This is a genomic window from Fructobacillus sp. ESL1129 (assembly GCF_058507945.1).
In genome coordinates this window covers 155400-177503 of the sequence record NZ_CP196668.1, presented here as the reverse complement: position 1 = coordinate 177503, position 22104 = coordinate 155400, and the positions used below count along the sequence as shown (strand labels likewise).

At 45.7% G+C, this 22104-nt stretch carries 16 protein-coding genes; 1 reads left to right on the top strand and 15 read right to left on the bottom strand.

Annotated features, from left to right (window positions below; translation table 11 throughout):
- Positions 1-185: 185 nt before the first annotated feature.
- From polA to glmS, 15 genes are all read right to left on the bottom strand, one after another.
- Positions 186-2876, bottom strand: a complete 2691-nt coding sequence (gene polA, locus ACSYSL_RS00875; RefSeq protein ID WP_491708739.1) for a DNA polymerase I — start codon at positions 2874-2876, stop codon at positions 186-188.
- 76 nt (positions 2877-2952) lie between these two features.
- Positions 2953-3678, bottom strand: coding sequence for a Bax inhibitor-1/YccA family protein (locus ACSYSL_RS00870; protein WP_010692051.1), 726 nt, complete (start codon positions 3676-3678; stop codon positions 2953-2955).
- Between the two features lie 73 nt (positions 3679-3751).
- Complete coding sequence (gene murC / locus ACSYSL_RS00865; RefSeq protein ID WP_491708738.1) at positions 3752-5086, bottom strand: UDP-N-acetylmuramate--L-alanine ligase; 1335 nt, start codon at positions 5084-5086, stop codon at positions 3752-3754.
- A gap of 11 nt (positions 5087-5097) precedes the next feature.
- Positions 5098-5757 (bottom strand): YtpR family tRNA-binding protein, encoded by a 660-nt coding sequence (gene ytpR, locus ACSYSL_RS00860; protein ID WP_491708737.1) that lies wholly within the window; start codon positions 5755-5757, stop codon positions 5098-5100.
- A gap of 28 nt (positions 5758-5785) precedes the next feature.
- Positions 5786-6463 carry a 5'-methylthioadenosine/adenosylhomocysteine nucleosidase gene (locus ACSYSL_RS00855; RefSeq protein WP_491708736.1) on the bottom strand — a complete coding sequence of 226 codons (678 nt, stop codon included), beginning with the start codon at positions 6461-6463 and terminating at the stop codon, positions 5786-5788.
- A 9-nt stretch (positions 6464-6472) separates the two neighbouring features.
- Entirely contained in the window at positions 6473-6772 is a 300-nt protein-coding gene (locus ACSYSL_RS00850) for a membrane protein (RefSeq protein ID WP_010692047.1), read from the bottom strand.
- Positions 6762-7337: an NUDIX hydrolase gene (locus tag ACSYSL_RS00845; RefSeq protein WP_338344680.1), complete on the bottom strand. Its 576-nt coding sequence runs from the start codon at positions 7335-7337 to the stop codon at positions 6762-6764. The genes ACSYSL_RS00850 and ACSYSL_RS00845 overlap by 11 nt, the downstream gene beginning before the upstream one ends.
- Positions 7338-7339: 2 nt before the next feature.
- Positions 7340-7555 (bottom strand): cold-shock protein, encoded by a 216-nt coding sequence (locus ACSYSL_RS00840; RefSeq protein WP_010692045.1) that lies wholly within the window; start codon positions 7553-7555, stop codon positions 7340-7342.
- 107 nt (positions 7556-7662) lie between these two features.
- Positions 7663-9114: an NCS2 family permease gene (locus tag ACSYSL_RS00835; RefSeq protein WP_010692044.1), complete on the bottom strand. Its 1452-nt coding sequence runs from the start codon at positions 9112-9114 to the stop codon at positions 7663-7665.
- Positions 9115-9220: 106 nt separating this feature from the next.
- Positions 9221-13534: a PolC-type DNA polymerase III gene (locus tag ACSYSL_RS00830; RefSeq protein WP_491708735.1), complete on the bottom strand. Its 4314-nt coding sequence runs from the start codon at positions 13532-13534 to the stop codon at positions 9221-9223.
- Between the two features lie 54 nt (positions 13535-13588).
- On the bottom strand, positions 13589-15304 hold the full coding sequence (locus ACSYSL_RS00825; RefSeq protein WP_491708734.1) for a proline--tRNA ligase: 1716 nt from the start codon (positions 15302-15304) through the stop codon (positions 13589-13591).
- A 53-nt stretch (positions 15305-15357) separates the two neighbouring features.
- Positions 15358-16614: a M50 family metallopeptidase gene (locus ACSYSL_RS00820; protein ID WP_491708733.1), complete on the bottom strand. Its 1257-nt coding sequence runs from the start codon at positions 16612-16614 to the stop codon at positions 15358-15360.
- A 36-nt stretch (positions 16615-16650) separates the two neighbouring features.
- A complete protein-coding gene (locus tag ACSYSL_RS00815; RefSeq protein WP_248656954.1) occupies positions 16651-17454 on the bottom strand; it encodes a phosphatidate cytidylyltransferase in 804 nt (267 codons plus the stop codon).
- Positions 17455-17476: 22 nt separating this feature from the next.
- Positions 17477-18268 (bottom strand): undecaprenyl pyrophosphate synthase, encoded by a 792-nt coding sequence (gene uppS / locus ACSYSL_RS00810; RefSeq protein ID WP_338344687.1) that lies wholly within the window; start codon positions 18266-18268, stop codon positions 17477-17479.
- Positions 18269-18403: 135 nt separating this feature from the next.
- Positions 18404-20212 (bottom strand): glutamine--fructose-6-phosphate transaminase (isomerizing), encoded by a 1809-nt coding sequence (glmS, locus tag ACSYSL_RS00805; RefSeq protein ID WP_491708732.1) that lies wholly within the window; start codon positions 20210-20212, stop codon positions 18404-18406.
- 230 nt (positions 20213-20442) lie between these two features.
- Here glmS and ade point away from each other — a divergent pair, with 230 nt between their 5' ends.
- The gene (ade, locus tag ACSYSL_RS00800; protein WP_491708731.1) at positions 20443-22101 is read left to right on the top strand and encodes an adenine deaminase; all 1659 of its coding nucleotides are present in this window, start codon (positions 20443-20445) and stop codon (positions 22099-22101) included.
- The last annotated feature ends 3 nt before the right edge of the window (positions 22102-22104 follow it).

Here is a 22104-nt window from a genome sequence, read left to right as displayed (position 1 = left end):
CTTGCTAATGATAATAGCTGAAAGAATAAAAACTGTCTAAAAATTGGTTAGGTTTCTTGACTTAACTAGCAAAATTGGTACTAGAATTGGTCTAGTTAACAAAGGAAACGACTCGCATTAATCAAAAGGTTACCGGTTCCTTTTTTCTTAGTAAAAAGGAGTCGTTACCGACTCCTTCACTCCTCTTACTTTGCTTCGTACCAAGTTGGTCCTGAATGTGATTCCACCTTCAGCGGGATAGCCAACTTAACGGCTGAATCCATGACTTTTGTCACGGTATCACGTAGTTCGTCTAGTTCGCTTTCAGGGCATTCGAAAACGAGTTCATCATGCACCTGAACGAGCATATTAGCCGCCATTCCCTTCGCCTCAATGGCCTGGCTAACTTTAATCATCGCAATTTTGATAATATCAGCAGCCGACCCCTGGATGGGCGAATTCATGGCTGTTCGTTCAGCAAAAGAGCGGGTATTAAAATTCTTAGCATTGATGTCTGGCAGATAGCGACGACGGTGCTCAATCGTTTCAACAAAACCGTCCTTGTGCGCTCTTTCCTTGATTTGTCCCATCCATTGATGAATACGCGGAAATTCCCTGAAGTAAGTTTCAATGAAAGACTTGGCCTCCTTACGGGGAATGTTCAAATTCTTGGAAAGACCATAATCCGAAATTCCATAGACAATTCCAAAGTTGACCGCCTTAGCTGTCCGTCGCTGATCTGGATCAATTGGCGCATCCTCTGGTAGCCCAAAGACCTTACGTGCCGTTTCGGCGTGAATGTCTTCATCTTCAACAAAGGCGTGTTCCATAGCCGGATCACCGGTAATGGAAGCCAGTACACGGAGCTCAATTTGGGAATAGTCAGCCCCAAAAATTTGCCAGCCATCGTGTGATGGAACAAAGGCGTGACGAATCTTTCGACCAGCTTCTGTTCGCATGGGGATGTTTTGGAGGTTTGGATCCACGGAAGAAAGTCGGCCAGTCTGCGTCAATGTCTGCAAGAAACGCGTGTGGACTTTTTGATCTGCTGGATTAACAACGGACAACAAGCCATCGACATAGGTGGACTTTAACTTAGCCAATTGACGATAAGCCAAAATATGTTCAACAATTGGTGCTTCTGGGGCCAACTTCTCAAGAACTTCAACCGCAGTCGAATAACCGGTCTTGGTTTTCTTAATAACCGGCAAACCCATTTTTTCAAAAAGTAACGTACCAAGTTGTTTCGTTGAATTAATGTTGAACTCTTCACCAGCCATTTGGTAAATTTCTTGCTTTAGAGAAGCAATCTGCTCGTCCATTTCCTGGCCCATCTTCTCTAAACGGGCTTCGTTCACCTTAAATCCTTGGGCTTCCATCTTTGCTAAAACAAAGGAAAGAGGTAATTCAATGTCGCGGTATAGATGACTCTGTTCGTGCTCATCCAAGTCTGAAAAGGCTTGGTCACGCAAACCAAAAATTGTTTCGGCTTTGTGCCCAACGTGGTCAATCAAGACTTTTTCTTCTTCGGGAACGGTAAATTTAGCTCCCTTACCATAAACTTCCTCATCAGAAGCCAAGTAACGTCCAAAACGTCCGGCCAAAGTTGACAAAACATTATCATTACCAACCGTGTCTAACAAATAGGCTACCAACAAGAAATCAAAATCAACAGCCCCTAACGTCAGTCCTAATCGATGCAGAAGTACCCAGTGTTCCTTCGCATTAAAGACCCGTAACTTTGTTTGACTCCCTTCAACAATTTGCCGTAACAAATCATTATCAAAGAAGGTAAAGTCGCGGGAACCATAGTAGCCAACTTCGTCATTCCCAATAGAAAAAGCGAGCATATCAGCTTGATGATAATTTTCGCCAGACGTTTCAATATGAAAGGCCAGGTAATCTTCCTTAACTAACCGTTCCAGCGCGGCTTTTGACAAAGGATGGACTGTTTGAAAGTCGCCTTGTTTTTTTTCGGATTCTTCGGCAATTTGACCAACATCGTCAAAAAGTGTGTGGGCGCGTAACTTATTTAGTGCCTGCTTAAAGTGCAACTTTTCAAAAAGGTTAACCAATCCCTTTTCCTCAGGACCATTGTAAGTAATGTCTTTTAATCCAATGGACAACTTAGCATCCGTAATGATGGTCGCCAACTTCTGTGCCCGATAGGCCTGTTCCTTATCGTTAATTAGGTTTTCCTTCATTTTGGAAGGTTTCATCTCATCAACATGGGCATAGAGATTATCCAAATCGTGGTACTGTTTCAATAACTTCAGCGCAGTTTTTTCACCGACCTTGGTTACCCCCGGGTAGTTATCCGATGTATCCCCAGTTAATGCTTTTTTATCAATGATTTGTTCGGGTGTAATTCCAAACTCGTTCATAATAAAATCAGGCGTGTAAACCTCGACTTGGCTAACCCCTTTCTTGGTTAGCTTAACCGTCACATCATCCGTCACTAACTGAGTCAAATCCTGATCACCAGTAATGATAATCACTTGATCCCCGGCTGCCTGCCCAATCCGCGAAAGCGTTCCAATGATGTCATCAGCCTCTAGACCAACTTGTTCATAGTTGTGGAGACCGTGGGCCTCCACCATCTCACGGAGGTACGGAAACTGTTCCTTAAACTCGGCCGGAGCCTTATCGCGACCGGCTTTGTAATCAGCATACAAGTCCCCACGAAAAGTCTCTCGACCTGATCGAGCATCCCAAGCCACTAACCCCATATCGGGTTGCATGGGCAAAACAATCGACTCCAAGAAGTTATTGAAGGCAACGAGGGCGTTTGTATGCAGGCCCTCCGGTGTTACCATTCGGTCGAGCTGCTGGTACATCGCATAAAAGGCACGAAAAGCCAACGAATTACCGTCAATTAGTAGAATTTTTTTACTCATTTTGCTCCCCTTGTTTCATCTTCTTGTAGTTTAGCATAAAAAAAGCTCGCCGAAGCGAGCGTCTTTTGTATTCAACTTAATCTCTTTGGTTGCCAAAAAGCTGCAGCAATGAATAGAAGATGTTAATGAAGTCCAGATAGAGCATCAAGGCACCAATAACAGCCATTCCAGTCAATTGAGCATCACCTGCTCCCTGTCCAGCCATTTGTTCGTAATTCTGACGCAACATGTTGTTATCATATGCCGTGTACAAGGCAAAGATAATCACAGAAGCAAACGACACCAGCATCTGGAAACCGGTTGAACCCATAAAGATGTTGATGATGGATGCAACAACCAATCCAATCAACAATCCAAACAAGATGGGTCCCATGCCAGCTAAGGACTTCTTAGTAAAGAAACCGTAGGCTGCCATTCCGGCAAACAGAGCGGCCGTCGAACCAAAGGCTGCTAAAACAGATGCCTGCGTATAGTAGGCCAGCAAAATGCCAAGTGTCAATCCCTGCGCAACCGCAAAGGCCATTAACAAACCAAAGGCTTTTGAAGGATTATTTCGCAACGAAGCCCCACGAATCATCGCAACCAAAACCAATTCAACGGCTACAACGGCGATAGTCCCAATCCATGAACCAGCAAAAAGCGACACAACCTGTGGCAAGAAGAAGTTCTGAACCACAAAGCCAGAAACGGCGGTAACCGCTAATGCAATTGCCATAAAGCCGTATACTCGTTGAAAGAAAAGCTTCATCCCATTATCAGCACCCGTCACATCGCGACGTGTGTTGAAATCAAAGTTATTCATTTCATACCTCCTATAAATACTTAAAATCAATTTTAAATATTATAACCTAGACACGTTAATTTAACATTAAAAATTATGAACGGTCCGGTTGAATCTGCCCGAGTAGTTTTTCAAAAGCAAATTCATACTTTTCGATATCCCCTGCCCCCATAAAGACAAAGACGGCGTCATCATGTGCCAACAGTGGTGATAAGTTATCTTCTGAGATAATCGTTGCCCCACCTGGAATTTCCTTCGCAATATCTTCAGCTGAAACGGTCCCACTGGCTTCACGGGCGGAGCCAAAAATTGGGGTTAGATAAACCGTATCAGCCTTTGAAAGAGCCTTAGCGAACTCATCCTTATAGGCAATCACTCGGGTAAAGGTATGTGGCTGGAAAACCGCCACGATTTCTTTATCGGGATGTTCCTGTCGGGCAGCGTCAAGTGTTGCCTTAATCTCAGTTGGATGATGGGCATAGTCATCAATGATAGTGGCCGCCCCGACTTTTCTTTCTGAGAACCGACGCTTCACTCCTGGGTACGTCTTCAAATGTTCACGAACACCATCCAAATCGAGTCCTTCTAAGTAAGCAACCGCAATAACAGCCGTCGCGTTAAAGATATTGTGTTGTCCAAAGATGGGAATAAAGAAACGTCCCAAATCCTGACCACGGAAGGAAACTGAAAAAGTGGAGCCGTTCGTCTCCTTATCAACGTCTTGGATTAAGAAGTCATCACGACCTGAAACATCACCGTAGTAATAGAGTGGCACGTCCACTGAAAGTTTCTGCAATGATGGGTCGTCACCCCAGGCAACAATCCCCTTCTTAACGCCCTTCGCAAAGTCTTCAAATGCAGAAAAGACATCCTCTAAATTCTTGTAGTAATCAGGATGATCGAAATCGATGTTCGTCAAAATTGCATAGTCAGGGTGGTATGGCTTGAAGTGACGACGATACTCATCGGCTTCCAGAACAAAGAATTCGGAGTTTTCAACACCGTGTCCCGTACCATCCCCAATTAGATATGAAGTCCGTGCCACATTCTTCATAACGTGGGCCAGCATACCTGTTGTCGATGTTTTCCCGTGTGCACCGGCAACCGCAATTGTCGTTGCCTGCGCAATTTGTTCCGCCACGGCCTCAGGGAAGGTTATCATTTTGACACCAGCATCAAGTGCCGCTTTCACTTCAACCTGATCATCTTCGAAAGCGTTGCCTCGAACGAAAGTGTAGTCCTGATACTTCTCAATGTTTTTTGCATCAAAAGGTAAAATCGTGATTCCGGCCTTTTCAAGGGGGGCCTGCGTATAAGTGAACTTACTAATATCAGAACCCACAACCTCATTTCCTTGGTCGTGTAAAATCTGAGCCAACGGCCCCATACCCGTGCCTTTAATTCCGATGAAATAATATTTCTTTGACATAGTCTCTCTTTTTAATAATTCGTATCAATCCGACCGTCATTATAGAGGTCTTTCGCCTGATCAAAGTCGAACACCTCACCAATTGAACCAAAATCATCCGGTAGGACCAAAGCACCTGGTTTATCAGGAGCCCCTGCCAACTGTAGTTCACGACCGGAAACAATCATACCGGCAGATGGAACACCGCGCAACGCACCAGGCCAGATAATTTCACCGGAAGGCATCATTGCTCCTGGTTGAGCAACCACCACCTTAATGCCGGTTGCCATGTTTGGTGAACCGGAAACAATCTGTAAGCGATCATTTCCCCCAACATCCACTTTGGTAACGTGCAAATGGTCGGAATCAGGATGTTCTGTCATCTCTTCAACAACGCCAATCACCAACTTTGAAGGATCAGTGTTAATTTTGAAATCGATGCCAACCTTTCCCAATTCTTGATTGATTAAGTCAACCTGTTCTTCCGTCAAAAATACTTGACCGGCCTTATTGGTCGACAAGCCTAATTCCTGAGCTAAATTAGCGAGATTAATGGCAACGACATCCCCGTTTTCAGGGTTTTTTACCACCGTTACGTTTCCCTTTGTGTCCACTTCTTGATGTCCAGTTGATGGTGCAAAAGTCAACATCAACACATCACCCGTCGCGGCGGGATTAAAGACTGAAATCATGAATCAATTCCCTTTCCTATAAGTATACTTATTCATCTATAGTGTCAAGATAAGCTAATAAGAGTTCAGCTGACTTTTGACCGGCCTTCACAACGTACTCATCGAAGTCGATGTTCGATTCACCGTCTGCCTGATCCGACACCCCACGTAAGACAATAAATGGCTTTTTAAAGCGTGTTGCCACTTGGGCAACCGCCGCTCCTTCCATTTCAGCTAATTGAGCGTCCGTAAAGTTTTGTAAAATCTTTTCCTTCATCGACTGTTGAACAAACGTGTCCCCAGTAACAATCAGTCCTTTTTTGGCATCAGTTAATTTTTCGAATGCCGAAACGAGGGAAGAATCAGCTTGAAAACGAGCAGGTTGAGCTGGGAGTTGGCCATAATCATAGCCAAAAGCCGTCACATCGGCATCAAAATAAGCCAACTCACTACCAATCACCAAATCACCAATCGAAAGTCCCTCTTGGAGAGCACCAGCTGATCCAGTATTAATCACGAGGTCGACATCGAAAACCTGAGTCAGAATGGTTGTCGCAGTGGCTGCGGCCACTTTACCGATACCTGATTCAGCCAAAAAAACATCCTGGCCATTGTATTGGCCAACTAAAACTTCCAAATCAGAAAAGGCAACGGTTTCCGCATCCTTTAAGGCCGCAGTCAGGGCCTTCTTTTCTTCGGCCATCGGCGTAATAATTCCAATTTTCATAACAGCCTCCTATGGCAAAACAAAGAAAAGAACGTACATCAAAACGGTTACAACCCCAACAAAAATCATGCCGCGGTTATATCGCCACGAAAGTCGGTCCATCTTTCCTTTTTGGGTGAGCTGACCGTCTGAGCCAAGTTCAAACTTGCCCTTGTGCGTCAATCGCATTTCTGCTCGATTTGCTGGCTCAACAACGGTAATTTCATCCTCATGTGCCTTGGCATATTCACGTTCAACTTGTCGACGTTGACGTGCTCGATTTTTTTGTTCACGACTCTCTTTACTACGAGAGAAAAAACTATTGACCATTCTTTAATCTCCGAATTGTCCAATGGAAATAGGCAGTGATTGTCTTCAAATCATTTAGTTGACCAGCTTCATATAAAGACGTCATTTCATCATAAGAAATGGTCACAACATCTAAATATTCTCCTTCATCACGTGGAAGCTGATTGGCGCCATCGAGGTGCGTCAATTCCGTTGCCACATAGAGGGCAATCTTCGAATCGGTGAAGCCAACCGCCTCAAACCCATCGGCAAACGCTTCCAATTTTCCAGGATGAATGCGAATCTCTTCGTTTAATTCGCGAATGGCAGCTTCCCGGCAAGCGGTTTTAATGTCACCATGATCACGCGCATCAACTTTGCCAGCTGGGATTTCTAAAACAAAGTCCTGAACCGGTTCACGCCACTGCTTTACAAACACCGCGTGGTCCTCGTCAATGAGAGGGAGAATACCAACAGCCGGACCACGTGTAACCACGTCACGCTGGGCCAAACTACCATCAAACAACTTAACCCGGCGGGAATCAATCTTAAAGATTGGCCCCTCGTATTTGATGTCGTTTGAAACGCAAGTTTCTTTCTCCACCATGCTTAAGCCTCCTCTTGAATTGGCGAAACTTGAGCAGCTTGAAAGCTATCCTTTCCCTGTACGAGCACGTACTGCACTCGTTCACCAGGATGTAAGGACTTAAAGCCTTCTCCTGCAATTCCGTTGAAATGAACGTAAACGTCATCGCCTTTTTCATCCGGAGTGATATAACCGTAACCACGGTCTTTTTGCCAAATTTTTACTGTACCTTTTTTCATACCTCTATTATAGCAAAAATTGGACTAGACTAGGTGAATTTGCTTGGAACCTTTTGACAAAAAAGAGTGTCATCAAACGATGACACTCCTCTTAAGGAAATACTGAGTTAAATAAAGGCCAACAATACAAAGTTTGCCAAGAAGAACCCTGTGATAATCAAAAGAATGGGTGACAGTTCCTTCCACTTACCTTGGGCAACTTTCACAAGAATGTAGAAAATGAATCCAGCAGCGATTCCATAGGAAATGGAGAAGGAGAAGCCCATGAAAATTGAAGTGAAGAAGGCCGGAATGGCAACCGCCAAATCAGACCAATCAATTTTCTTGAATTCACCCATCATCATGATTCCGACCATAATCAAGATTGGCGCCGTCGCAGCCGTCGGCACGATGGAGACCAATGGTGACAAAACAAGCATGGCCAAGAACCCAATTGACGTCACAACGTTGGTCAAGCCAGTTCGTCCACCTGAGGCAACACCGGTTGCGGACTCAATCAAGGTTGTCGTGTTTGACGTTCCAACAGCCCCTGCCAAAGTCGTCGTAAAGGTATCAACAACCAAGGCCTTGTCCATCTTTGAGTTGAAGGAATTATCGGCAACGAAGGCTTCTTGGTCCTTCTTTGAGAAGATGCCCGTTTGGTTCCCGATTCCAATCAAAGTCCCGATGGCATCAAACAAACCAGTCAAGCCCATGGCAAAGACCGTCACGATGGCAAGCGAAGCCTTTGACCAAGATGACCAGAGAGAACCCATCCCGTTTGAACCAAAGGCGGCCCCAAAGGCATTCGTAAAGTCAGCAAAGGCGTTTGGTAATGACGTTGCGGCTGACAAGTGGGTACTCGTAACCCCCATTGGGATTCCAATCAAAGTCGTTAAAATCAGAGTAATCAAGAATGAAGCCGGCACCTTTTTAATCACCAAGAAGGTCAAAATTAAGAGGCCAATCAAGGCCAACAAGGCAGATGCCTGTGTAAAGCGGGTTAATTCAGGGGTAACGGAACCGGAAGCCAGAATCGAATCGAGAGCGCCTTTGACAGCACCACCAGAATAAGGCTTATCATTGACCGTCATGATTGACGATCCAGAAACGACGAAATTAATAAAACCGGCGTTCTTCAGACCAATATAGGTCACAAAAACACCCAAACCACCACCAATGGCGGCCTTCAATTCTTCCGGAATGGCTTTCACGATAGCCTGACGACCATGGGTCAAAGTAATCACGATGTCTAAGAGGCCGACCATGAAAACGATGGCCAGGGCTTGCTGCCACTTAAAGCCAAAGCCAAAGACGATGGTGTAAGTGAAATAGGCCTGCATTCCGATACCGGGTGCTAAAGCAAAGGGTACGTTGGCATAAAGTCCCATCAGAAGCGTCCCAAAGACAGCCACAATAATGGCGGCAATGAAAACGGCTAACTGAGACATTCCTGCCTGAGATAAAATCTGCGGGTTTAAAAAGAAAATGTAAGCCATTGAAACAAAAGTCGTTAGGCCGGCAATCACTTCCTTTTTAACCGTCGTTTGATTCTCTTTTAATTTGAAAAAATTTTCCATTTTACGAGGGCTTTCGCCCACTCCTTTTTAGTTTTTAGTTTGGCTTGCTGGTCGACAATCGCTCCAATGAAGCGGTCACGCTAAAACAGCAAGTTTCTTTAACCGTTTAAAAGTCAAAGAGTGACAATTGGTTTTCATCTGGCAAATCTGAAATGACCGAGTGCAGCGTCAAGAAATCAATGATGGTTTGCGAGACTTTTCCCCGTTTCTTCAAATCTTCCTTTGAAATAAATGGCTTTTCAGCACGCGAGGCAACAATTTGGTTCGCCACGTTATCCCCCAAGCCCGGAATAACGGAAAACGGTGGAATCAGTTCATTACCGTCAATCACCCATTCGGTTGCTTCTGAACGATTGAGGTCAACCATCTTAAAGGAAATACCACGTTCAAGTGCCTCATTCGCCATTTCGAGCACGGTCTGTAGGTCCTGGTCGCCCTTCGTTGCTTCGTTGCCCAGGTCTTTAATTTTGGCAATCGCTGCCTTAACCGCTTCCTTTCCACGGGCCATGGCCACCACATCAAAGGCGTTTGCACGAACCGTGAAGTAGGTTGCGTAGTAAATGGCTGGGAAGTAGACCTTAAAGTAGGCAATTCGCAAAGCCATTAAGACATAGGCCGCCGCGTGGGCACGGGGGAACATGTATTTGATTTTGAGACAGGACTCAATATACCATTCCGGCACTTGATGATCACGCATTAACTTCTGGTATTCATCCGTAATGCCCTTTCCCTTACGAACCTTTTCCATGATGTTAAAGGCAGCATCGGCAGGCAAGCCCCAGTTAATCAAATCCGTCATGATTTTATCACGGGTTCCAATCACCGTAGCAATCGTCGCCGTACCGTTTTCAACCAAGTCATGGGCGTTGCCCAGCCACACGTCCGTACCGTGGGAAAGACCAGAAATCTGTAGCAGCTCCGAATAGGTATGAGGCTGCGTATCTTCCAACATGTTTCGGACAAAGCCGGTTCCAAACTCTGGCAGACCGAGCGTTCCGGTATTGGAATATATTTGATCCGGCGTAACCCCTAGTGGTTCGGTTGATGTGAAAAGCGCCAGAACACCGGGATCATTTGCCGGGATTGTCGTTGGATCAATACCAGATAAATCCTTTAACGTACGAACCATCGTTGGATCATCATGACCCAGAATATCCATTTTCAAGAGGTTATCGTGAATCGAATGGTAATCCATGTGGGTCGTTTGCCAAAGTGCGTTCTGGTCATCAGCTGGGTACTGAACTGGCGTAAAGTCATAAATATCGTAATCGGCAGGAACAATCAGAATTCCCCCAGGGTGCTGTCCCGTTGTTCGCTTAACGCCAGTCACACCTTGTGCTAAGCGCTCTTCCTCCGCATTACGGTACTGTTTTTCATGATCACGCTCATAGGCCTTGACGTAACCAAAAGCGGTTTTTTCGGCAACCGTGGCAATGGTTCCAGCACGGAAGACTTTTTTAACCCCGAACATGACTTTCATGTAATCGTGAGCAATCGGTTGGTAATCACCCGAGAAATTCAAATCGATATCGGGCACCTTGTTTCCCGTGAAGCCCATGAAGGTTTCAAAGGGAATGTTGTGACCGTCTCCGATTAGTAGCTCACCTGGATGGTTCGGATCCTCTTTATCTGGTAAATCATAACCGGATCCATACTTCTTAGGATCGGCCAATTCAAAATAGTCACCGTGGGCAGAGCGGTAGTGCGGTGGCAATGGATTTACCTCGGTAATCCCAGACATCGTGGCCACGAAGGAAGAACCAACCGATCCACGGGAACCAACCAAGTAGCCGTCTTTATTGGACTTCGCCACCAATCGTTGCGAAATCATGTAGTGTGGCGCAAATCCGTGTCCAATAATGACCTTCAGCTCTTTGTCAATTCGTTCCTGGATGGGCTCTGGTATCGGATCGCCATACATTGCCTTGGCCGCCGCCAACGTCTTTTCACGTAGCTCATCCCCGGCTTCTGGAATCTGTGGCGGATAGGAACCTTCCTTCAGAGGTTGAATGTCATCCAACTCATCAGCCACTACATGGGTATTGTCAATGACAACGGCTTTTGCTTTTTCCTCGCCCAAAAAGTCAAATTCCTCTAACAAGTCAGCGGTCGTTCGGAAGTGAACCTCTGGCAGCTTTTGTCGGTTCAGTGGATTACCTGGTTGAGAACCAATCAAAATATCACGGTAAATATGATCTTCTGGATTCGTGTACTTCACATCCCCGGTTACTACCACGGGTTTCCCTAATTCGTCACCAATTTTAACCATGTCGGCCAAAATCTTCTTCAGCTTATTCGGTCCTGCAATCAATCCACTATCCAGCATAGGCTGATAATTTGGCAAGGGCTGAATCTCAAGGTAGTCATAGAAAGCCGCCTTCTTTTTAGCAAGTTCATAACCCTTTTCAATCAATGTCACGATTAGGTCACCCGCGGTGTCTCCTGAACCAACGATGAGCCCTTCTCGAAACTTTTCCAAAACGGAGCGAGGAATTCTTGGGACTTTATTAAAGTAAGAGACGTTTGATTCCGAAACCAAACGATAAAGATTCTTCAGCCCAACTTGGTTCTGTACCAACAACGAGGCGTGGAATGGACGGCCATGCCGCCAAGCGCCACCATCCAGCATGTGGTCATTCAACTCATCCAAGTTCGTTACATCGTGAGTCTTTTTAGCCTCTTTAATCAGCTTCCAACCTAAATGACCAGTTGTTTCGGCATCATAGATGGCTCGGTGAGCCTGTTCCAACTCAATTCCAAACTTCTTGGCTAAAGTCCCCAAACGGTAGGATTTATAATCGGGATATAACCAACGAGTGAAGGGCAAGGTATCAATAACTGGTTCTTTGATTGGCCCCTCTTGATACCTGGCATAGGTAGCGTTCATAAAATCAACATCAAAAGTCACATTGTGCCCAATCAATACCGATCCCTGAATCCACTCCCGGAAACGATTAATGACCGTTTGCTCTGGCTTGGCATTGGCCACCATCGCATCAGTAATTGAAGTCAGATTGGTCGTAAACTCAGATAATGGGAACCCAGGATTAATATACTCTGAAAACTTATCAATCACGTTACCCATTTGCATTTTCACGGCCGAAAGTTCGATAATTCGATCGGAAACAGCCGAAAGTCCCGTTGTTTCCAAATCGAAAGCCACGTAGGTCAATGACGAATCTTCTAAGACCTGATCGTTTGTGTTGTACGCAATGGGATCGCCATCTTCAACAACATTCGCTTCCATTCCATAAATGATCTTCAAATCATTTTTCTTACCAGCTGCAATCGCCTGTGGATAACCTTGGACGTTCCCGTTGTCCATCACTGCCAAGGATTCCTGTCCCCAGGACTTCGCCAACTTGGCCACTTGACCAAAGTCAGTCACTGCATCCATTCCCGTCATGTTGGTATGGGTGTGGAGTTCGATCCGTTTTTCGTCACCCTGATAACTATCCTGACGGTCCTGATGGTCAACGACTTGTAAGTCATAAATATTCAATACAAGCTCACGTGCATAAGTATCTTCTTGGACTTTCCCACGAACCTTAACCCAGCAACCAGCTTTAATTTGTTCAAAAACTGCTTCATCCTGTTCATTGTTTGAGAACTTTTTGGCCGAAATTGAAGAGGAATAATCGGTAATCTTCAAATTTAACAATTGCCGTTTTGAACGGAGCACCCGAACTTCATCAGCAAACACATAGCCCTCAATGAGCACATTTGCTTCTTCCCCGTCAATTTCAGCCAGGCGAGTAACTTCGGCATCAGGGTTGATTGCTCTTCCCAAACGAAGTGGAACCCCGTCAGCCGTTTTTTTAGGCGTCGCCTTTTCAGCCCGTTCGATGGCTTGGTTAATATTTTGGCGAACCTGTTGTTGGTGTGAATCAAAATGTTCCTGGAGCTTTTGTTGTTGATCTTCATCAACAACGACCGAAAACTGCAACCCAGACATGCCAAAATCAGCATAACTCTTCGATAAATCAGCCAGTGTTTGCTCTGTTAACGCTCCTGCCAAAGTCGGTGCGGCCGTTGCAATGACGACGTGCTGCTGATCTTTTAATTCAATTCGTGAAGCTGAGGCTAACTGCTGAACCAAAGCGTATGACAGGTTCCCCTGTGTTAAGGCAAAGTGGAAGTAAGCCTGCACTTCTTCCTCAGTAGAGCCAGCTTCCCTTGGTTCGACGTTTAAGTAGACCGCCTTAACCTGTTTGAAGTTAGCGGCCAATCCCTGATAAAAAGCCAGATAAGCCGCAAAAGTCAGTACACGGTCCGTTTCTAGGATAAAGCGCCATGTCTTGGCTACCGGATCAACCACCACTGATGACAAGGAAGCATCGTTTAAAACCGCCTTCAGGTTATCAGGTAATTGAGCCTGTTCCATCAATTTTTCTAATTGTTCTCTTTGACTAAGCGCCATGATACCTTCCTCGATTAAAAGTCAAAAAGCCGACGAAGCGCCGACTTTTAAAGATTACTTTTGTAGCCATTCACCAAGGCGTTCAACCACGTCTGCCGCTGGTATTTCAAAGCTTTCGCCACTTTCACGGAGATTAACTTCGACGATTCCTTCGCTGGCTTTTTTACCAACCGTAATGCGAACTGGCAAACCAATCAAGTCAGCATCCGCAAACTTGACACCCGCGCGCTCCTTACGGTCATCAATTAAATCATCGTATCCAGCTGCTTGGATCTGCTTGTCCAAATCAGCAGCCAACGCCGCCTGGTCATCATCCTTCAGGTTAATTGGCACGATGTGAACATCATATGGTGCAATTGATGCTGGCCAGACCAAGCCCTTATCGTCTGCCTTCTGTTCCGAAACAGCAGCCAAAAGACGAGAAATCCCAATGCCGTAACTTCCCATGATAATATCAACGGAGCGACCGTTCTGATCAAGGACTTTGGCACCCAATGATTCTGAATACTTGGTTCCTAGCTTAAAGATATGACCAATCTCAATTCCCTTTGTAAAGGCTAATTTACCCCTTCCATCAACAGCCAGTTCACCTTCTTTAGCCGTGCGGAAATCCCCCACTTGTTCAGGCGTAAGTGCGACATCACGATCCCAGTTAATGTTGATGTAGTGTTTGCCGTCTTCATTAGCACCGGCTGCGAAGTTAACCAAATCAGCCGCTCGTTCATCAACCAAAAGTCGAACATCATCTGGCAGGCCGATCGGTCCAAGTGAGCCGAAAGAGGCTCCGAGCTTTTCTTTTACCATTGCTTCGTCAGCTAGTTCAACTTCAGGCAAGCCCAAGAAGTTTTGCACCTTGACCAAGTTCACTTCGAAATCACCGGTCGTCACAACGGCCGCTAACTCACCTTCCGGTCCCTGAACGATAATGGTCTTGACCAGTTCGTCGGCAGGTTGGTTAAGCAATTGCGACAGTTCGTCAATTGTCTTCGCGTTTGGTGTATCAATCTTTTTCAGTTCTTGCTTTGGTTCAGCAGAACGGTCCACTCGTTCATAAAAGTCTTGTGCCATCTCCAAGTTAGCCGCATAATCCGAACCCTCTGAATAGACGATGGTATCCTCACCAGCTGCTGCCGGAGCAGAAAACTCCTTCGAGTCGGAACCACCCATGGCACCTGCATCCCCAACAATCACACGGTAGTCCAAGCCGACGCGATCAAAAATCCGACGGTAAGCGGCTTCCATTTGGTTAAAGATGCGATCAAGGCCTTCGTAGTCACTTGTAAAGGAATACGCATCCTTCATAATAAATTCACGTGTTCGCAACAAACCAAAACGTGGTCGTCCTTCGTCACGGAACTTCGATTGAATTTGGTAAACCAATAATGGCAATTTCTTATAGGATTTGATGTCGTTCCCAATCAATTCCGTAAACGTTTCTTCGTGCGTTGGTCCCAGGATAAAGTCGCGATCCTGACGATTCTTAAACTTGTACAAATCTTGACCATATGTCGCATAACGACCTGAACGTTGCCAGAGTTCAGCAGGTAAAATTTCGGGAACCAGCATTTCATTGGCGTTCACGGCAGCCATTTCCTCACGGACAATGCTTTCGACTTTGTTCAAGACACGCTTAGCCAATGGTAAGTAGGCAAAAGCCCCAGCAGATACGGGACGGATGTACCCTGCTTTTAGTAATAACTGATGCGACTTGACCTCGGCATCCGCTGGCACTTCTCGCAGAGTTGGCATAAAGAGCTGTGTTTGTTTCATAATTTCCTTCTTTCCTATGACTTAGTTATGTACGGGGAAGCCTCCCCTTCTAGTTAAAATTGCAGCAAATCCTTAGCAGTGACCAAAACCATTAAAATGAGTAAGGCGACTGTCCCAACCATCATGATCCCATTGGCAAGTGCTTTAGGGAACGGATGACGGAAAATCGTTTCATATAAGTCTAAGAAGACTTTACCGCCATCCAATGGTGGAATCGGTAGTAGGTTAATCAAACCGAGGTTTACTGACAAGAAACCGAGTAAGGCCAGTACAGTCAAGAATCCTTGATTGCTAGCCGTTGACGTTGCTTTGGCTAACATGACTGGACCGCCTAATTTATTGAGTGAGAAAGTGGATGTGAATAAATCAAGAATGCCACGACCCACTTGGGTAAACCAGGAGCCAGTCATGGTCAACCCATACTGAAGACGGTTAGTAAAACCAGTTTCTTCCTTCGCCACAATCCCAATTCGATAGGTCTTTTGACCAGAAACAGCAACTGCTTCTGGGGTTACCTTTACCGACTTGGTGACGCCGGATCGCTGGTAAGAAATGAACAGCGCACTTTGACCAGCTTTGTTTACTCGACTGGCAAAGTCGGTAAAGGTCTTTACCGAATGACCATCAACCGAAAGGATTCGATCGTTTGCTTTTAAACCAGCTTCAGCCGCTGGTTGGTGAGCCACTACTTGGCCCAACACCGGTGTATTTGTTGAAACCTGACCTAGGGAAAAGGCCAAAACCATGGCGGCCAGCAAAGCAAGCACAAAATTCATCACTGGCCCAGCAAGGTTAATGGCCAGGCGTTTCAAGGCTGATGCAGACTCAATCCAACTTGACCGTGGCGCAATCCGTGTTTCTTGACCGGAGTCATCAATTATTAGCGCGGTTGGGGCAACAAACAACGTTTCCATCACATTGCTGCCATTCCGGTAGCCGGTCAACACCAAACCATCAACCAAGTCTGCTTGATCGATTTGAAACAGAAAACCCGCTTCCTCCCGGTCAGCCTGACAATCGATGTTTACCACTAGACCATCAGGATCCTGTTCGAGGTAAACCTGTTGACCGGCCACTAATTCGGCGTGGTCTTCTTCCGAAGCCATTCGAACATAACCACCCACCGGTAGTAACCGAATGGTATAAGACGTGCTGTTTCGATACCAAGAGAATAGCTTGGGTCCCATTCCAATGGCAAATTCTCGAACGAGCACGCCCGTTTTCTTGGCCACAATAAAATGACCAAATTCGTGAAAGGAAACAAGCAAAGCAAAAACGACAATAAAAGCTAGTATGGCAGTCAACGACATGGTGCTTTCCCCTCCTTTACAAAAACTGGCGATGGCTTAACGAAGAAAGCCAAGAATTGACAGTAACGGCATCACAACCAACATCGAATCGAATCGATCAAGAATACCACCGTGTCCGGGTAAAATTTTGCCCGAATCCTTCACGCCAAAGTGCCGTTTGAAGGAAGACTCGATCAAATCCCCTAACTGACCCCCTAGTGATAGAAGAGCAACAGCCAAAATAATTTCAAGAATTGGTCGGTGCAACCAACCAGTCAAACCATAAATCGTTGACATCACAACAATCGCAATGAGCGACCCACCAACAGAACCTTCCCAAGTCTTATTAGGTGAGATGTTGGGGGCTAACTTGTGCTTTCCAAATGCTTTTCCACAGAAATAGGCAAAGGAATCCGTTATCCATACCGTTAACATTCCGAAGAAAAGCACGGCAAGCCCACGCTGATCCGCGAGGTAAAAGTAATGGAAACCAGTTCCAATATAGACCATCGAAAGGAAAAGCACGCCAGCATCGTTAATGTTAAAGGACTTTTTGGAAAGAACTGTCCGTAACAAAAACAAAAAGGCAATGGCGTAAACGACGGTATCCGAAGCAACCGTCATTGGCCAGTTATCCGAAACCCACAACCAAAAATGCTGTGGCAAAATCAAAGCAACGACCCCGGTCAACGAAAGAATTGCCTCAAAAGATACCAAAAGTGTCTTTGTCATTCGGAGCATTTCCCCCATTGCGACCCAACCCAGCGCAATGGTGAGCAGTAGCAAGGGAATGTGTCCGATAATTACCAAGGGAACAAAAACCAAGAGGGCCACAATGGCCGTAATAATGCGCGTTTGCATTGCAAATTCTCACTTTCAAAATTTAAGCTTTTACTTTACCAAAACGACGATCACGCTTCGTATACGCTGCCAGTGCGGCTTTGAAATCACCTTCAGCAAAATCAGGCCACAAAACATCGGTAAAATAGAACTCTGAATAGGCCGCCTGGAAAGGCAAGAAGTTCGAAAGACGTTCTTCACCAGACGTGCGAATGATTAAGTCGGGATTGGCTAAGTCGCCAAGAAAGGCCGTTGTTAATTCAGAAGCCAGGGTATCCGCATCAATTTGTTCGATGGCTAGCTCACCATCAAGCATCCGCTGACCGAGTTTCTTCGCCGCATCAACGATTTCTTGTTGACCACCATAGTTCAGAGCAAAGTTCAAAATCAGGCCATCGTTTTTCGCGGTATCCGCCTTTGCATCGAGCACGGCCTGCCTTGTAGCAGCAGGCAAATGGTCAATATCCCCGATTGTCTCCACCCGAACATTTTGTTCAAGCAATTCAGGCACAAAGGTATCGAAAAAAGTCACTGGTAACTTCATTAAAAACTTCACTTCGTCTTCTGGACGAGACCAGTTCTCTGTTGAAAAGGCATAAACGGTTAACACTTTCACGCCGGCTTGATTGGCCAATTTTGTGACTCGTTTAACCGTTTCCATCCCTTCCTTGTGTCCAGCAACACGAGGCAGATGGCGTTTCTTCGCCCAACGGCCGTTTCCGTCCATAATGATGGCCAGGTGCTTTGGGACTTTATATTCACTAGCATCCAAGGAAGATGGCTGGCTATTTTGTTCGGATTTTTTTGGTGTAAAAAGTCCAGAAAAGATCGACATAAAAGTCACTCCTATACATGAAAAAATACTCTTCATTAGTTTACCAGAATTAAAGAAGACAAACAAAAAAACCGGTGAATTTTCACCGGCTTTTATGCTGAACCTATTAAGAATAAAAAGTCCTCTACAACAAGCTTATTGCACCGTCACAGACTTTGCTAGGTTACGAGGACGATCGACGTCCAAACCACGGTCCAACGTAGCATAGTAAGCAACTAGTTGGGCTGGAATAACGGCCAAAATAGGCATCAAAAGTTCGTTTACTTCTGGCAAAACAAAGGCATCCCCATCCTGTGTCAAGCTCTCGGATGCAAAGACAACGGTGTTGGCACCACGTGCAGCAACCTGTGCAACTTCACCACGAAGCAAACCAGCCGTCTTCTTTTGCGTTAGCAAAGCAAAGACTGGCGTTCCCTCTTCAATCAGAGAAATGGTTCCGTGCTTCAACTCCCCAGCGGCAAAGCCTTCCGTTTGAACATAGGAAATTTCCTTCAACTTCAAAGCGGCTTCTAGCGCAACAGCGGCGTCCAAGCCACGACCGATGTAAAAGGCCGATTGCTGATCCTTCAATGCGCTTTCAGCAATCTTTTTGAAGCTTTCCTTTTCATCCGTAATCGCTTGGATTTCAACGGCAACTTTAGCAAGTTCGGCCTTCAGATCAAAGCCGGGATTACCAAGTGCTGCCGCCAAAATGGCTTGAACTAACACTTGAGCCGTATAAGCCTTCGTTGAAGCCACGGCGATTTCAGGGCCAGCTAAAACTGGCAGCGCAAAGTCAGCTTCACGGGTCAAAGTAGAATTCATCACGTTGGCCAAAGTCAAGGCTGGATACCCCTGCTTCTTAACGTTATCCAATACCTCACGTGAGTCGGCCGTTTCGCCAGACTGCGATAGGAAGATGAAAAATGGCTTTTCAGACAGCATTGGTTGGTCGTAAGCAAATTCAGAAGCAATGTGCACTTCCGTCGGAATCTTCGCCCACTGTTCGAAATAGCGCTTACCAATCAAACCAGCATGGTAAGAAGTTCCAGCTGCCACAATATAAAGACGGTCAGCCTCTTGAATCGTGTCCGTCACGGCGCAAGGAATCCCCTGTAAATTGCCGTCTTCATCAAAGTAGTGCCCAGCAATCTTACGAGCAACCACAGCTTGTTCGTCGATTTCCTTCAGCATGTAGTATGGATAAGCACCCTTATCAGTATCTTCAGGATCAATCTCTAGGATAAATGGCTTCCGCTCAACTTGCTTGCCAGAGGCATCATAAATTGTCACTGAATCGGGACGAACGAGGGCCATGTCTCCATCCCGCAACTCAATAAATTCCTTCGTCAAATCAATCATTGCAGCCGCATCCGACGTCACGGCGTTCCCGTGATCCGAAATACCAACCAGCAATGGTGACTTCTTTTTAGCCACGTATAAAGTCTCAGGATCTTTTTGATCCACAAGAAGAAAGCCGTAAGCAGAATTACCATCTAGCAATGAAATCATCTTCCGGAAAGCTTCAGCCGTGGTCAATCCGTCCTTTGAAAACTTATCTACTAATTGAACAGCCACTTCGGTATCCGTTTCGGATACCAAGTGAACACCCTGCAAATAAGTTTCCGTCAATTCTTTATAGTTTTCAATGACACCGTTGTGAACCAAGAAGAAACGGTTATCTTCAGATTTTTGAGGGTGCGCATTTTCAACCGTCACGTTACCGTGCGTGGCCCAACGAGTATGCGCAATTCCCGCCGTTGCCTGAAAACCTTTGGTTTCAGCAATGGCTTTTTCAGCTAGCTTGGACACCCGGCCCTTTTCTTTGATCAAGGCATCCTGCCCAGAAGGATTAGCCAAGTAGACGCCGGCTGAATCATAGCCACGGTACTCTAACTTCTGTAATCCTTGCAAGAGGTAAGGTAGTGCATCCCCGACCCCAGTAACACCAACAATTCCACACATGGTTTGAATCTCACTTTCATATCAATTGGTTTAATTAATTTAAATTTATTACAGCCCTTATTCTATCAAGGTCACACGGGAAGTAAAAGGAAAATTTGCTGATTGGTATAGACATCAACACCCCATGGTAGCCAAAACAGCCAAAAGGCATAAAAATGAAATAAAAACCGAATAATGAAGGCAAAATATGCTAAAATAAATAAAATTTACCGATTAAAAAGGAGCATTTCATGTCAATCCCTGTCGATTATTGTCTACATTCCGGATACGTTTTAAACGTTTTTACTCAGGAGTTCGAAGAGAAGACCGTTTGGATTAAAGAGGACCGCGTGGTTTTCGTCGGTCCCTCGGAACAATACGTTGCAAAAGATAAGATTGACTGTTCAGGACGCTACCTAGTACCGGGTCTCATCGATGCCCATCTCCATATTGAATCATCACTATTAACACCATCCGAATTTGGTCGACTTTCATTAAAGCAAGGCGTCACGCGCATTTTCGCCGATCCCCATGAAATTGCTTCCGTTGCTGGTGTTTCAGGCATCCAATACATGCTCGATTCAGCAAAGAAAACCCCGTTGCATATTCACTATATGCTACCGTCATCAGTACCTGCTACAAACTTCGAACACGCCGGTGCGACTTTGGATGCCGAAGCATTAAAACCCTTCTACCAACACCAGGAAGTGGCTGGTTTGGCTGAGGTGATGGATTATCCTGCGGTTGCAAATCATGACGAAGACATGCTCCAAAAAATCAGTGATGCGCAAAAGGCTGGGAAACACGTCGACGGTCACGGGGCTGGTCTTGGTCCTGCTGAATTAGCCGTTTACCGCGCCTATGGCATTGATACCGATCACGAAGCAACCTCGGTTAAAGAAGCGCTAGACCGTATTTCTGCTGGAATGAACATCTTCATTCGAGAAGGTACCGTGGAACGGGATGAAAGCGCACTCTTACCCGCCGTCAATGCAGCCAACCAAAACCACTTCTCCTTCGCAACAGATGACAAGTCCGCAAAAGACATTCAAGAGGAAGGGTCCATTAACTTTAACGTTGCCTTAGCCATCCATGAAGGCTTGCAGCCAGAGTTAGCCTATACAATGGCTTCGTTGAATGCAGCCAAGGCACACCATCTCCAAAACGTTGGGGCCATTGCGCCCGGTTTTGTCGCCGATCTACTGATTCTAGATAATCCCGAACAGGTTTCAGTCGTCAAAACCATGGTGAGTGGTCAGTTCTTTGAGGACAAAAAAGAAGAGGTCCTTTGGCTCCCTGGGCAACAAATTAACCTTAGCTTTAGCGAAGGTGATTTATCATTACCATTAGATGCTAACAAGCCCGCCCACGTCATTGAAATTGAACCGCACCACATCACCACAAAACACAGCATCGAACAAGTGCCAGTTGATGAAAACGGCCAGTTTGCACCAAACGAAGAATTTGCCAAAATCGCAGTAGTCGAGCGTTACCACGACTTAGGTCATGGCGTTGGTATCATCAAGGGGCTGCACCTAAAACAAGGCGCCATTGCCTCAACAATTGCCCACGACTCCCATAACGTCATTGTAGCCGGCCAAAACGACCAAGACATGGCGCTCGCTGTTCAGACACTGAAGAAGGTTGGAGGCGGACAAGTGGTCGTTGACAACGGCCTCGTCACCATTCTGCCTCTGGCAATTGGTGGCTTAATGTCGGACAAATCCTATGAAGAGCTCATCTCAGAACAAAATCTTTTAAATACTGCCTTTTCAAAAATTTCGGATTTGGCTTTTGATCCCTTCTTGACGCTCTCATTCATGGCACTCCCTGTCATACCGAGTCTAAAAATAACCGATCAAGGTCTCTTCGATGTTGAGAAATTTGAATTTATTCATATTCAGGATTAGGAG